12 protein-coding genes are annotated in these 13,572 nt (G+C 60.8%); 2 read left to right on the top strand and 10 right to left on the bottom strand.

All coding sequences use genetic code 11. From position 1 onward, the window contains the following. Positions 1–29 precede the first annotated feature (29 nt). The 4 genes from H8F22_RS13505 to H8F22_RS13520 are packed head-to-tail and all read right to left on the bottom strand — an operon-like array spanning position 30 to position 3,611. Complete coding sequence (locus tag H8F22_RS13505; protein WP_194940306.1) at positions 30–1,571, bottom strand: ArnT family glycosyltransferase; 1,542 nt, start codon at positions 1,569–1,571, stop codon at positions 30–32. A 3-nt stretch (positions 1,572–1,574) separates the two neighbouring features. Continuing rightward, positions 1,575–1,853, bottom strand: a complete 279-nt coding sequence (locus H8F22_RS13510; RefSeq protein ID WP_027924746.1) for a lipid-A-disaccharide synthase N-terminal domain-containing protein — start codon at positions 1,851–1,853, stop codon at positions 1,575–1,577. Then, a complete protein-coding gene (locus tag H8F22_RS13515; RefSeq protein WP_059182679.1) occupies positions 1,850–2,590 on the bottom strand; it encodes a glycosyltransferase in 741 nt (246 codons plus the stop codon). Before H8F22_RS13515 ends, H8F22_RS13510 begins: the two co-directional genes overlap by 4 nt. A gap of 43 nt (positions 2,591–2,633) precedes the next feature. After that, positions 2,634–3,611 carry an NAD-dependent epimerase gene (locus H8F22_RS13520; protein WP_194940307.1) on the bottom strand — a complete coding sequence of 326 codons (978 nt, stop codon included), beginning with the start codon at positions 3,609–3,611 and terminating at the stop codon, positions 2,634–2,636. A 145-nt stretch (positions 3,612–3,756) separates the two neighbouring features. Between H8F22_RS13520 and H8F22_RS13525 the strand changes: the two genes are divergently transcribed. Further along, a complete protein-coding gene (locus H8F22_RS13525; protein ID WP_194940308.1) occupies positions 3,757–5,178 on the top strand; it encodes a M15 family metallopeptidase in 1,422 nt (473 codons plus the stop codon). A 31-nt stretch (positions 5,179–5,209) separates the two neighbouring features. Here the strand turns inward: H8F22_RS13525 and H8F22_RS13530 are convergent, their stop codons facing one another. From H8F22_RS13530 to speB, 6 genes are all read right to left on the bottom strand, one after another. Next, on the bottom strand, positions 5,210–5,668 hold the full coding sequence (locus H8F22_RS13530) for a GNAT family N-acetyltransferase (protein WP_027924750.1): 459 nt from the start codon (positions 5,666–5,668) through the stop codon (positions 5,210–5,212). 23 nt (positions 5,669–5,691) lie between these two features. After that, the gene (locus H8F22_RS13535) at positions 5,692–6,345 is read right to left on the bottom strand and encodes a peroxiredoxin (RefSeq protein ID WP_123432063.1); all 654 of its coding nucleotides are present in this window, start codon (positions 6,343–6,345) and stop codon (positions 5,692–5,694) included. Positions 6,346–6,559: 214 nt separating this feature from the next. Further along, on the bottom strand, positions 6,560–8,248 hold the full coding sequence (betA, locus tag H8F22_RS13540; RefSeq protein ID WP_027924752.1) for a choline dehydrogenase: 1,689 nt from the start codon (positions 8,246–8,248) through the stop codon (positions 6,560–6,562). Positions 8,249–8,250: 2 nt separating this feature from the next. Next, positions 8,251–9,819: a purine-cytosine permease family protein gene (locus tag H8F22_RS13545; RefSeq protein ID WP_027924753.1), complete on the bottom strand. Its 1,569-nt coding sequence runs from the start codon at positions 9,817–9,819 to the stop codon at positions 8,251–8,253. A gap of 100 nt (positions 9,820–9,919) precedes the next feature. Then, positions 9,920–11,428, bottom strand: a complete 1,509-nt coding sequence (locus H8F22_RS13550; protein WP_194940309.1) for an aldehyde dehydrogenase family protein — start codon at positions 11,426–11,428, stop codon at positions 9,920–9,922. 28 nt (positions 11,429–11,456) lie between these two features. Next, positions 11,457–12,461 (bottom strand): agmatinase, encoded by a 1,005-nt coding sequence (gene speB, locus H8F22_RS13555; protein ID WP_027924755.1) that lies wholly within the window; start codon positions 12,459–12,461, stop codon positions 11,457–11,459. 151 nt (positions 12,462–12,612) lie between these two features. On the opposite strand from speB, the gene H8F22_RS13560 reads away from it, so the two are divergent. Next, positions 12,613–13,527, top strand: a complete 915-nt coding sequence (locus H8F22_RS13560) for a LysR family transcriptional regulator (RefSeq protein ID WP_027924756.1) — start codon at positions 12,613–12,615, stop codon at positions 13,525–13,527. The last annotated feature ends 45 nt before the right edge of the window (positions 13,528–13,572 follow it).

The following is a 13,572-nucleotide window of genomic DNA, read 5'->3' on the forward strand; positions in this document are numbered from 1 at the left end:
GGATCAGCCCCGAGCCCATGTGGTTTTTTTTAGCGCAGCGCCGCCTTCAAGTCATTGACCCGCTCGTTCCAGGTGAAGTGATAGACGTTGACGGGCGGCAACGGATGACATTTACCGTTATCCGCGTCGGCCCCCACAATCGACCACTGGGCACGCGAGGTTTCGCCCAACTCACGGGCGGTCTGGGGATTGAAACACTTCCCCAGCTCCTCGTCGGGGACCAGCGCGTACGCCTTGGGATGGTCGCGCAGCCATTGTGCGGCTTGCTCGATGGAGGAGCCGGCCATGCCGAAATGCACAATCGGCTGCCGGGCGTACAACCAGTGACCCTCACGCCAGTCGACCAGCACCAGTTCTGCGCCACCGGTCATGGTCGCGGCCTGCGCCATGATCGCGTTATGCGGGTTGGCACCGTCCCTGACCGGCTCGATGAAACCACGGGCGAACCACAGCGCAAACCAGATCACCGCCACCACCTGGAACACCTGACGACCGCGTGGGCGCTGGCTGAACCAGCGTTTGAGCAGCCAGGGAATCAGCGGTGCCGCCACCAACACCAACCCTGGAAGCGCCGGGTAGATGTACAACTTGCGCTTGCCGCTGCTGATGCAGAAAAACAGCACCACCAGCAGGACCCACCCCAGCAGCACCAACACCCGGCCGTCATGCTTTTGCAACTGCCGACGCCACGCCGGCACCAGCCACGGCAACGCCAGCACCAGCGGCAGCCAGTATTGCGGGATCACGTAAACGAAGAAGTACCAGAACGGTTCACGATGGTCCCAGGCCGCGGCATATCGCCCTGCGGTTTGACGCAGCAATATTTCCTTGGCATAGGCGATTTCCTCGGCGCCGCCATTGAGCACGATGGACAACGCCAGGGGCAGCAACCAGATCGCCGTGGCGCCCAACATCACCGCCAATCCCAGCCACCACTTGCGCGCCTCCCCCGGCATCGCCACCACGCCAGGCCAGTCTTTGCGCACCGCATAGGCATACGGAATCAACATCAGCGCCGGGACAAACCCGACCCCCTTGGTGATTACGCCCACGCCCATGGCCGCGCAGCCGATGTAAAACCAGCGCCAGGCCGGGCCAAGCAACAAATGACGCGTGAGACCGTAGAGGCCGACCGAGGTAAACAGCACCAAAAAGCTGTCGATCTGGCCGGTCTGCAAGATGCTGTAGGTTTGATAGGTGGCCAGGTACAACAGGGCCGCGATCCGGCCGATGCGCTGGTTCCAGAGTCGTCGGCCAAGGTCGTAAACCACTGCGGTGACTGTCACACCGGACAACAGGCCCGGAATATAAAGGGCAATCGCAGGCTTCCCGGTCAGCCAAGTGAAGAACGCCACGGTCCACATGAAAATCGGCGGCTTGTCGCCGTAGATCTCTGCCGCCCGGTGCGGAATCAGCCACGCGTTGTTGTGCAACATCTCCAAAGCGACGCCAAGGAATCGTTCCTCGTCGACATTCTGCGGCTGACGCAGCCCCAACCCGGCGCCGATCAGCAACAGGGCCAGCAACATCAAGCCCAGGCACTCGACGCCGGGCGATAGCGTTCTACGCATGACTCATTCCTTAGCGGGGGTGCTTTTGGCAATCAGTTGCAAATTGCGCAGGTAGACGATCGAGCCAAATGCCTGACCGGCGATAAACACAGGGTCCTGGCGGTAAATGGCGTACGCGAGCAGCAACGTGCTGCCGACGATGCTCAAGTACCAGAAACTCGTCGGGATCACGCTGCGCTTCTGGTATTCGCTGTACAACCATTGCAGGACAAAGCGGCCGGTGAAGGCGATCTGGCCAATGAAACCGACCGCCAGCCACAGGGCTTCGCGGGAGAGGTTCATCCTTCGATCTCCTGCGCCTTGGTGTTCAGGCGCGTGCGTTTGATCAGCCACCAGACCCCGAACAGATCAAGAATGCCCACCAGAGCCCGGTCGAGGTTGCCGTACTTGGACACCCCGGCGGTGCGCGGACGATGGTTGACCGGGTGGACGATCATGCGGCCGTTGTGACGCTGGATCAGCGCGGGCAGAAACCGGTGCATATGGTCGAAGTACGGCAAGCGCAGAAACGCCGCCCGCTCGATCAGCTTCAACCCGCAACCGGTGTCCGGCGTGGCATCGTTGAGCATGCGCCGGCGCAGTCCGTTGGCGAAGCGCGAGGCCCAGCGTTTACTGGCGGTGTCGCGGCGATTAACCCGGTGACCGGCCACCAGTTGAACATCGACCGGACCGTGACCGCCCCGCACCAGTTGCAACATGCCGGGGATGTCCGCCGGGTCGTTCTGGCCGTCACCATCGAGCGTCGCCAGCCACTGCCCGCGCGCGGCGAGCGCGGCATGGTAAAGCGAGGTGCTTTGGCCCAGCGAACGCTCATGGCACAGAATGCGCAGCGTGCTCAAACCGCTGTTTTTGATCTGTTGCAGTTCGTGCAGGGTGGCATCGGTGCTGCCATCGTCGACGACAATGATTTCGTACGCTTCATCCGCCAACGCCACACGGATTTCCTCAATCAAGGGCTTGAGGTTATTGGTTTCGTTTTTCGCCGGAATCAGTACCGATACGAAAATGTCTTGGCTCATAGGGTTCTCCCCCCGCTAATGGTTGTTCTCAAGGGTGAACGCTTCATCGCTGATAAAAGTGCCGATACCACTTCACAAACTCCGCCACACCGGTCTCGACCGCCACTTGCGGGCGGAAGTCGACCCAATCCGCCAACGCCGACACATCGGCCCAGGTCTTGATCACATCGCCCGCTTGCAGCGGCAAATAGTTGCGCCGCGCCTTGATGCCCAGCACGTTTTCCAGACACTCGACGAACGCCAGCAACGGCATGGGTTCGCCCCGTCCGATGTTGAAAATTCGATTGAGGCCTTCGCCGGCACTGTCCGCCAACGGCGGTTTGGGCCGCAGGCGCACGATGCTTTCGACGATGTCATCGATGTAGGTGAAGTCCCGCGCCATCTCGCCGTGGTTATAGATGTCGATCGGTTCGTCGTTGAGCATCGCTCGGGTGAACTTGAACAGCGCCATGTCCGGCCGCCCCCAGGGCCCGTAAACGGTGAAAAACCGTAGGCCACTGGCGCGGATTCCGTAGAGATGGCAATAGCTGTGCGCGAGCAGTTCATTGGCGCGCTTGCTGGCGGCATACAGCGAAACCGGATGCTCGACGGCGTCTTCGACACTGAACGGCATTTTGCTGTTGGTGCCATACACCGAGCTGCTCGACGCGTAGATCAAATGCTCCGGGCGATGGTGCCGGCAGGCTTCCAGCACATTCACAAACCCCACCAGGTTCGATTGCGCGTAGACGTCGGGATTGTCCAGCGAATAGCGAACGCCGGCCTGGGCGGCCAGATGCACGACCTCGGTGAATCGATGCTCCTGAAACAGCCCCATCAGGGCCGCTTTATCAACAATATCCAGTCGCTGGAAGCGAAAACCCGGCAACGACTCCAACTCTTTGAGCCGTGCCTGTTTGAGTTCTACGCTGTAGTAGTCGTTGAGGTTATCGATACCGACGACATCAAGACCTTGCTGGCACAGCCGTTTAACCGTGTGATAGCCAATAAAACCGGCAGCGCCGGTAACCAGAACAGTCATAGCACCTCATTATTATTCGAAGCCCGATTCAACTTCATGCCCGGCACCATTGATAAGTCCTTGAGGCCCGTGACATCGTTGACACGCTGCCCCGTTACCTTGCCTGCCCAATGGTGAAATTTTGTTACATATTTATTTAATTTGTATGAAGGCAACAAGAGTGCGAAATCGCGTTTTAGCGCTACTGATAAGCCTTGTCATTTGCGGCATGGCCAATGCCGAATCAAGGCCCGAAAACATGGTGTATTTGCGCACCATCGACCCGAGCATCGAACAGGACATGCGCTACGCCAGTGCCCACAATTTCACCGGGCACCGGCTCGACGGTTATGACGCGGCCGAATGCCTGTTGTCCGTCGACACCGCCAAGGCCCTCGCCCGGGTCCAGGCGGAATTGCGCACTCAAGGCTACGGTTTGAAGGTGTTCGACTGCTATCGACCCAGCCGCGCCGTCGCCGACATGGGGCGCTTCGCGACAGAACCGGGTGACCCGCGCAAGGCCGAGTTCTATCCGCGCGTGGACAAGCAGGACTTCTGGCGTTTGGGCTATGTGGCGCGGGTGTCGGGACACTCCAAGGGCTCAACCGTAGACCTGACGCTGATCGGCCCGGATGCGCTGCCCGCCGACACCTGGACCCCGACGGCGACGCAAGTCGATTGCACCGCGCCCTATGACCAGCGCTGGCACGACGGCGCCCTGGATATGGGCACCGGTTTCGACTGCTTCGACGAGCGCGCACATACCGCCAACCAGACGATCAACGCCACCGCCAAGGACAACCGTCAACGTCTGAGCAGTGCCATGGAGAAAGAAGGGTTTGCCGGGTATTCGAAGGAATGGTGGCATTTCACATTCAGTGGCGAGGGCGCGCCGAAGGACGTGATGGATTTCCCGATCACACCGATGAGCGCCAGCGACACGGTCGGCAGCAGTGGTCAGTTGATTGTGGTCACCAGCAAAAACTGGGATGACATTCAGGGCACCGCTCAGCGCTATGAACGTGACGGGAAAACCTTTCGAAAATACGGCGATGCCTTTCCCGTCGTGGTCGGCAAAAACGGCATGGGCTGGGGCAAAGGCGTGAGCAGTGTGGGTGATGTTGAAGGCCCGATCAAACGCGAAGGCGATGGAAAAGCACCGGCGGGAGTGTTCAAACTGGGCACGGCGTTTGGTTTCAACAACACGGTCGACACCCACTTGCCTTACCTCGCGCTGACACCGACCACCGAATGCGTGGATGACAGCCAATCCAGTCACTACAACAAACTGGTCGACGGCGCAGCGACGGCTACAGACTGGAGCAGCTCGGAACACATGCGCAACGAAGAGGGTTATCGCCAAGGCATTTTCATCGAGCACAACACCCCGGCCACAGCGGGTTCGGGTTCGTGCATTTTCTTCCACATCTGGCGCGGCCCCGCGTCACCCACAGCGGGCTGTACGGCCATGGATCAGGGAGATATTGCTGCGTTGCTCAAGTGGCTCGACCCTCGCGAGTCGCCATTGCTGGTGCAGATGCCGGAGGCGCAGTACGAGCAGTTTCGTGAGGAGTGGGCGTTGCCGTGATGTGGGTGGGGGTGCATGACCACCACCCTTCTCAACCCTGCTTCAAATCAAGGCAATACGTGTAATACCCCCCATCACGCACATACCCCAACGACTCATACAACCGCTGCGCACCCACATTGTCGGTGGCGGTTTCCAGCACCATGCCCTTGGCACCGCTCAACACCGCAAAGGCACGGGCGGTGTTCATCAGCAACGTTCCCACCCCTAGCCCGCGGGCCTCGGGGGTGGTGAACAGGTCGCTGAGCAACCAGGTGCGGTGGGCGTCGATGGAGGAAAACGTCGGGTACAACTGCACGAAACCCAACGCATGGCCCGCGGCGTCTTCGGCGAGGAAAATCACCGATTCGTCCCGGGCAATGCGTTCGGCGATGAAGTCCCGGGACTGGGTCGGGTTCGAGGGCTGGCCGTAAAAGCCTCGGTAGGCGTCGAAGAGGCGCGCCACCTTGTCGAGGTGGCTGGCGTCGGCGCGCAGGGCTTTTACGTCCATTTCGGGATCCCTCGAAGGTTGGATTACTTGGGCTGCGCCACAGTGCGCAAGTACGGTTTGATGGTTTTGAAACCGTCCGGGTATTTTTTCCGCGCATCTTCATCGGACACCGATGTCGGGATGATCACGTCTTCGCCCGGACGCCAGTTCACCGGCGTGGCGACGGTGTGCTTGGCGTTCAATTGCAGGGAATCGAGCAGACGCAGTACTTCATCGAAGTTGCGCCCGGCACTCATCGGGTAGATGAGCATGGCCTTGACCTTTTTGTCCGGGCCAATGATGAACACCGAACGCACGGTGGCGTTGTCGACGGCAGTACGGGTGCCGCCACTGGCATTCGGGTGGATCATGTCGTAGAGCTTCGCCACCACCAGGTTTTCGTCACCGATCATCGGGTAGTTGACCGCGTGCCCCTGGGTTTCTTCGATGTCCTTGGCCCAGCTTGCATGATTGCTGACCGGGTCGACGCTGAGGCCGACGATCTTGGTGTTGCGCTTGTCGAACTCAGGCTTGAGCCCGGCCATATAGCCCAGTTCGGTGGTGCACACCGGGGTGAAGTCCTTGGGGTGCGAAAACAGGATGGCCCACTTGTCGCCAATCCATTCGTGGAAATGCAGCGTGCCTTCGGTGCTCTCGACGGTAAAGTCCGGTGCCTCGTCGCCAATGCGGATTGCCATGTTCGTTCTCCTTACTGTGGGGTCGTAGGGAAAACCGTCGGAGTGCTGGGTGCGCCTCCAACGGCATTCAGGATCGGTGTTGAACCTGCCAACGCGGATCAGTATAGGAGACGCTGCAAGACAAGGCCGTTACCGCTAAAACCCGCCTGAAAAACACAAAAAGCCAGATCGACTCGGCGTCGACCTGGCTGTTGTTGAGCAAAAAACCAGGGCATTAAACCCGGACGTTACGCCCCGGCAACGTCGAGCGCTGGCTGTTTTCCCAATTCTCCACCAAGCCAACCGGTGCATCCGAGGCCGGCAGCATGTTGCGTCCGCGCACCAGATCGCTGGCGCGCTCGGCGAGCATGATGGTCGGCGCGTTGAGGTTGCCGTTCGGCTCGGTCGGGAACACCGACGAGTCGATCACGCGCAATCCGGCGATGCCATGCACACGCAACTCGGAATCCACCACCGCCATGTCGTCCTCGCCCATGCGGCACGAGCCGCACGGATGGTAGGTGCTTTCGAGGTTTTCCCGCACGAAGGCGTCCAGCTCTTCATCGCTGTTCACCCGCGGGCCGGGAGCGATTTCGCCATCGCGGAAACGGTCCATGGCTTTCTGGCCGATGATCTCCCGGGTCAGGCGGATGCAGCGGCGGAAGCCTTCGCGGTCTTCTTCCCGTTGCAGGTAGTTGAACTGGATCTGCGGGTGCTCGTACGGGTCCGCCGAACGGGCGCGCACGTAGCCGCGGCTCTTGGGTTTGTTCGGCCCGGTGAGCACCATGAAGCCGTGGCCCTTGATCGGTTTGTTGCCGTCATAACGCATGGCGGCGGGCAGAAAATGGAACTGGATATCAGGCCAGCGCAGGCCCTTGTCCGAGCGAATGAAACCTCCGGCCTCAAAATGGTTGGTGGCGCCGAGCCCGTCCTTGAACAGCAGCCAGCGCAGACCGATCATCAGTTTGCTCAGCGGGTCCATTTTGCTGTTGAGGGTCACCGGTTCCTTGCAGCCGAACTGGATGTACACCTCGGCGTGATCCTGCAGGTTCTCCCCTACCCCCGGCAGGTCATGGCGCACGCCGATCCCGGCTTTGCGCAGGACCTCGGCCGGACCGATACCGGAGCGTTGTAGCAGGTGCGGCGAACCGATGGGGCCGGAAGAAATCAGCACTTCGCGGTGGCAGTAAACCTGGTGCGTCTGGCCATCGTGGTCGTACATGACGCCAACCGCCCGTTTGCCTTCAAGGAGGATCTGGCGGGTCATCGCGTGGGTGATCACCGTCAGGTTCGGACGGCCCATGGCCGGGCGCAAATAGGCGTTGGCCGTGGAGCAGCGCACGCCGTTTTTCACCGTCATGTGCATGGCGCCGAACCCTTCCTGCATGTAGCCGTTGCAGTCTTCGGTCTTGATGTAACCGGCTTCGGCACCGGCTTCGACCCACGCCCCATACAGCGGGTTTTTCATGTGGTTGCCGTTGGTGGTGTGCAGCGGCCCGGTGCCGCCCCGATAGCCGTCGCCACCCTCCTCGTAATGTTCTGCCCGTTTGAAGTACGGCAGGCAATTGCGGTAGCCCCAGCCCTGGGCACCGAGGGATTCCCACTCATCGAAGTCGTAGGCGTGGCCACGGATGTAGACCAGGCCGTTGATCGACGAAGAACCGCCCAGCACCTTGCCGCGTGGACAGTGGATGCGCCGCCCGTTGAGGAACGGCTCTGGCTCGGTTTCGTAGCGCCAGTTGTATTTCTTGGTGTTCATCGGGATCGAGAAGGCGCTCGGCATCTGGATCACCACACTGCGGTCGCTGCCACCGAATTCCAGCACCAACACCGAAGTAGCCGGGTCTTCGCTCAAGCGGTTGGCCAACACACAGCCCGCGGAGCCGGCGCCAATGATGATGTAGTCGTATTTTTGCGTAGCCATGGTTATCTCCCGGCCGTCGATTCGTTGAACACTGGGGACGGGCGATGGGTCAGCGAGTCGCCAGTGGTGTATTGCGGAGAGGTTTTCTCGATGTGCTGGATCACGGTTTCTTCACGCTTGAGATCAATCGAGCGGCTGAACCAGTAGTACACCAGCCCCGAAACGATCAGCCCGACCAGCCAGGCGATGTCGATGCTGCCCAGGGCTTTGGCGAGGGGGCCGACATAGACCTCGCGCTGCTCGACGCCGTCGTAGATGTAGAAGAACGGAATCATCGACACGAAACCGATGGCGTACGCGGCGATGCCACGCAGGCCCCAGTTGCCGTAGATGTTGCCGTGGGGCATGAAGAAGTGCGGGATGGCATAGCGGCCCTTGCGCACGAAGAAGTAGTCCGTCAGGTTGACCGAGGTCCAGGGCACGAGGAAGTACAGCATCACCACCAGGTAGATCCCCAGCACCGACAAGCCTTTGCCCGAACTCTGGATGCTCAGCGCCACGCCGAGTTGCAGCAGGATCACAAAACCAATCGCCAGGATGCGGGCCTTGCGGGTTGGTTCGATGTGCTTGATGGAGTCGACGCAGGTCAACGTGGTCAGTTTCGCGCTGTAGATGTTCATCGCGATCACCGGCAGGAACGCCAGGATCGTGATCACCACCACCGCGGTGCCGATCAGTGGCGAGACGACGTTGCCGACCTGACCGAGGGCGACCAGCACGTCCGTGGAATGCAGGTGATCCGCCAACCAGCCACCCACCGAAATCATCCATGCGCCGGACAACGAGGCGCCAAGAAACACCACGGCAATCAGCTTGCCGCTGGAGGTGTTCTTCGGCAGGTAACGGGAATAGTCGGACACGTACGGGGCGTAAGCGATGTTGTAACTGGCCGCCGCCGCGAACTGGGCGATGAACCCGGTCCAGTTGAAGCCCAACGGCGCTGGCGCGACTTCTCCCGCAGCCAGTACCGGCATCGCGGCATCCGGTACCCAGCCCATCAGCACCGCCAGCGTCACCAGGCCGTACAGCGGAATCGACAGGTACAACGCCCATTTGAAACTGCGGTGCATCCAGTCATGACCGAGGATCGCCAGGACTGCCGCCGGTATCGTCACCGCCACCGCAATCGCCCAGGGATGAAAGCCGAATAGCGTGTGCAAACCCTGCATCATCAACACCAGGTTGACGATGTTGAACCCGGCAAACACAAACAGCGTCGCCAGCAACACGAGGATCACACCGCGATAGCCGAACTGCGCCCGCGACTGGATCATTTGCGGCAAGCCCAGGTGCGGGCCCTGTGAACCATGGAACGCCATGAACAGTGTGCCGAACATGATGCCCAGCGTGCCGGCGAGTGTGGTCCAGAGCGCGGTCAGGCCGACGCTTGGGCCGACGAAGCCGATGGTCATGGTGAAGAAAGTGAAATTGCCGAGGAACCAGAACGGGCCTTGGCTCGCCAGTTTGTCGGTGCGTTCGTGTTCCGGGATGAAGTCGATCGAATGGCTTTCGACGATGGGTTTATCGTCGAGGAGCGACACGCTAGGAGCGGCTTTGGCGTCAGTGTTCATGATGGACTCTTATTGTTGGAAGATCATGACGGAACTGCATTCCTTGCGATGAGCACCTTGAGGCGAGGGAGCTTGCTCCCTCTCCACGGGTGCCGCGTGCTTAAGGCAACGTGATCCAGACGGCCTTTGTCTCGAGCAGGTAATCGAGCTGCTCGGCGCCCAGGTCCTTGCCGAAACCGGACTGTTTGTAGCCACCGAACGGCATCGACGGATCGAGGGTGCCGTGGGCGTTGACGTAGACCGAACCGGCCTTCAACCGTGGGATCAGGCTGTGCACCTTGCCCAGGTCGTTGGAGTACAGCGCGGCGGCCAGGCCGTACACCGAGTCATTGGCCAGGGCCAGCGCCTCTTCCTCATCGTCGAACGGTGCGGTGACCAGCACCGGACCAAAAATCTCTTCCTGGACAATGCGCATGTCGTTGCGGCAATGGGCGAAGATGGTCGGCTCGACGAAGAAGCCTGGGCCATCGACGGGCTGGCCGCCGTAGACCAGTTCGGCGCCTTCCTGCTTGCCGGTTTCGATGTACTCGGTGACCCGCTGCTTTTGCAGGGCCGAGACCAGCGGGCCAATGAAACAGTCTGGATCCAGACCCGGTGCAATCTTCAGGGTGCGGGTGTAGGCGATCAGCTCACGCAAAAATTCGTCGTAGACACTGCGATGAATATAGGCGCGTGTACCGGCGTCGCACACCTGGCCCGAGTTGAAAAACACACCGTTGGCGACCGCTTGCGCCGCCGCAGGGATGTCCGCATCGGCCAACACGATTACCGGTGATTTTCCTCCCAGTTCCAGGGTTAGTCGCTTCATTTCGTCCAGCGCCGCACGCCCGACGGTACGGCCGACCGGGGTCGAGCCGGTAAAGGTCAATTTATCGATGCCGGGGTGCGTGGCCATGGCCGCGCCGACCACGCTGCCGCGTCCCGAGACAATATTGATCACGCCGTCGGGAATCCCGGCTTCCTGCACCAGTTCGGCAAAACGCAGGGCTGACAGCGAGGTCAGTTCAGCGGGTTTGACCACCACGGTGCAACCGGTGGCCAGGGCGGCGCCGAGCTTCCAGGCCATGGTTTGCAGCGGGAAGTTCCACGGCACGATAGCGCCGACCACCCCCACCGCTTCCTTGCGCGTATACGCCAGATAGTTGCCCGGCAGCGAAGGCTCGACGGTGCGTCCGTGCAGCTTGGTCGCCCACCCGGCGAAATAACGCAAGGTATCGACGGTGCCCTGGATATCGACGTCCTTGGCAAACGCGACCGACTTGCCCATGTCGATCGATTCGATTTCCGCCAGTTCTGCCGCATTCTGCTCGATCAGGTCCGCCAGGCGTTGCATCAAACGCTCGCGTTCCACCGGTTTGGCCTGGCTCCAGGCGCCACCGTCGAACTGTGCGCGAGCGGCTTGCACGGCGCGGTCCAGATCCTCGGTGGTGCCCATCGGAATGCGTGTGATCAGGCCTTCGGTCGACGGATCGATGACGTCGGAGGTCTGTCCGTCGCTGGCCTCGACAAAGGCGCCACCGATGAACATTTTCTGCACCTTGCTGAGGAAGGTCTGGGTCGCTTCGCAGACACCGAATTTCTGCAGGTACTGCTTAACACTCGCGTCCATTTTTCATGCCCTCTGTGCGGCGGTCAGTTCACGCCGATTCGGTGGTGGTTGCGCTCACGGCGTGCTTCGCCTGAGCCCGTTCATGGAAGATGAAACCGATACTGTTAAGCAGCAGTTGCGCCGCCAGAATCGAGGTCATACCGCTCGGGTCATACACCGGTGCAACCTCCACCAGGTCCATGCCGACAATGTTGCCTTTGCTGCGCTTGGCCAGGGCCTGGATGATTTCCAGCACTTCGTAGTAGAGGAAACCGCCGTGGCTCGGGGTGCCGGTGCCGGGGGCGATGGACGGGTCGAAACCGTCGATGTCGATGGTGATGTAGTAGTTGATGTTCTGCGGGATCAGCGCCAGCACTCCTTCGACGCCGAGGCGGCGGACATCCCTCACCGAGAGGATTTTCGAACCGGCGGCGTGGGCCGCTTCGTAGTCATCGCGGTTGGACGACGAGACGTTGCGAATGCCCATCTGGGTCATGCCGACAATGTGGTTCATTTCCGAGGCGCGGCGCAGCGGGTTGCCGTGGCCGTAGCGCACACCGTGCCGTTCGTCGACGAAATCCAGGTGCGCATCGAAGTGGATGATGTGGATCGGGCCGCGGCCCTCGAAAGCCTTGATCACCGGCGCGTGCACCGAGTGGTCGCCGCCGAGCACCACCGGCATGACGCCGGCATCGAGGATTTTGCGCACAGCGTATTCGGTGTTTTCGTTACTGGTGACCATATCGGTGTGCACGATGTCGGCGTCACCGACGTCGACCATGCGCACGTCGGCGGCGGTCAGGTACATCACGTCGTCTTCGTGGTCGTAAGCGCCGGCGTGGCCGAAGGAAAACAGCGTCGATGCTTCGCGAATCCCGCGTGGTCCGAAGCGTGCGCCGGAGCGCCACTGGGTGCCCATGTCATTGGGCACGCCGAGCACCGCGACGTCGGCATCCAGCGCGTCCCAATCGGTGCACACCGGGGATTTGCCAAAGGTGCAATGACCTACGAATGGCAGGTTCAGGCGACCGGATTCATAACCGTTATTCGACATTTCAAGCCTCTCCACTTTTTGTTATCGGCTGGGCGGACTGCAAGGCGACCGCCGTTGGAATGACTATGGGCGCAGGTTTTCGTGGAAAAAATGCTAAACATCAGATACTCATATCGGCATTACCGATGCATCCACGTGCGGGAGGTCCAAGGTGATTCAGCTACACGATGTCGATCTGAAATTGCTCAGGGTGTTTGCCACGATTGTGCGGTGCGGGGGCTTTTCCGCCGCGCAGGCCGCGTTGAACGCCGGTCAGTCGACGATCAGCGAACAGATGACTCATCTGGAAACCCGGCTCGGGGTCAAACTCTGCCAACGCGGGCGCAGCGGGTTTCGCCTGACCGAGCAAGGCGTGGCGATACATGAAGCCACCCAACGCCTGCTGTCGGCGGTGGAAAATTTCTGCATGGACGCCGACGTGCTCAAGCAGCACATCAGCGGCAAACTCAACCTGGGAATTATCGACACCACCATCACCGACCCCGATTCACCGCTGCCACGCACCACTCAGCGCTTCGTGTCCCGGGGGCATGACGTGCACCTCAACGTCTACGTCGGCACCCCCGCCGAACTCGAAGAACGGGTGCTCGACGGCCGCCTGCACCTGGCCATCGGGCACTTCCCGATCCATGTACCGGGGTTGCTGCACACACCGCTGTATCAAGAGGCCTTGGGCTTGTATTGCGGGCGCAGGCATCCGCTGTATGGCAACAAGGCCGAAGGCGACGAACTGCTCGAAGAAATCGCCGCGAGCCGCATTGTCGTACGCGGCTACATGCAGCAATACGACCTCGAACATTTGGGTGTCAGCAAAGCCGCCGCGACCGTGGACAATATCGAGGCGCTGGCGATTTTGCTGATCTCCGGGGCCTACCTGGGCTTTCTGCCAGCGCATTTCGCCGCGCAGTGGATCAAGACCGGGGAGATGCACCAACTGGCGCCGAACAGCCTGCAACTGGTGTCGCCGTTTGACGTGATTACCCGACGCGGCACGGCCCCGCCACCGATCCTCCAGGCCTTCCTGGAGGACCTGGCGGCCAGCTCGCGTAAAACCGCCAATGGCTGATCTGCGCTCGCCACAGCCACGCAGTGCCCGGCATACTCATTGATG

It is taken from the genome of Pseudomonas mucoides (assembly GCF_015461845.1).
Classification (GTDB): Bacteria; Pseudomonadota; Gammaproteobacteria; order Pseudomonadales; family Pseudomonadaceae; genus Aquipseudomonas; species Aquipseudomonas mucoides.

What these genes read in the sequence shown, in the direction of transcription:
- H8F22_RS13505 (WP_194940306.1), bottom strand. Translation starts at nt 1,571, where the DNA reads ATGCGTAGAACGCTATCGCCCGGCGTCGAGTGCCTGGGCTTGATGTTG.
- H8F22_RS13510 (WP_027924746.1), bottom strand. Translation starts at nt 1,853, where the DNA reads ATGAACCTCTCCCGCGAAGCCCTGTGGCTGGCGGTCGGTTTCATTGGC.
- H8F22_RS13515 (WP_059182679.1), bottom strand. Translation starts at nt 2,590, where the DNA reads ATGAGCCAAGACATTTTCGTATCGGTACTGATTCCGGCGAAAAACGAA.
- H8F22_RS13520 (WP_194940307.1), bottom strand. Translation starts at nt 3,611, where the DNA reads ATGACTGTTCTGGTTACCGGCGCTGCCGGTTTTATTGGCTATCACACG.
- H8F22_RS13525 (WP_194940308.1), top strand. Translation starts at nt 3,757, where the DNA reads ATGAAGGCAACAAGAGTGCGAAATCGCGTTTTAGCGCTACTGATAAGC.
- H8F22_RS13530 (WP_027924750.1), bottom strand. Translation starts at nt 5,668, where the DNA reads ATGGACGTAAAAGCCCTGCGCGCCGACGCCAGCCACCTCGACAAGGTG.
- H8F22_RS13535 (WP_123432063.1), bottom strand. Translation starts at nt 6,345, where the DNA reads ATGGCAATCCGCATTGGCGACGAGGCACCGGACTTTACCGTCGAGAGC.
- betA (WP_027924752.1), bottom strand. Translation starts at nt 8,248, where the DNA reads ATGGCTACGCAAAAATACGACTACATCATCATTGGCGCCGGCTCCGCG.
- H8F22_RS13545 (WP_027924753.1), bottom strand. Translation starts at nt 9,819, where the DNA reads ATGAACACTGACGCCAAAGCCGCTCCTAGCGTGTCGCTCCTCGACGAT.
- H8F22_RS13550 (WP_194940309.1), bottom strand. Translation starts at nt 11,428, where the DNA reads ATGGACGCGAGTGTTAAGCAGTACCTGCAGAAATTCGGTGTCTGCGAA.
- speB (WP_027924755.1), bottom strand. Translation starts at nt 12,461, where the DNA reads ATGTCGAATAACGGTTATGAATCCGGTCGCCTGAACCTGCCATTCGTA.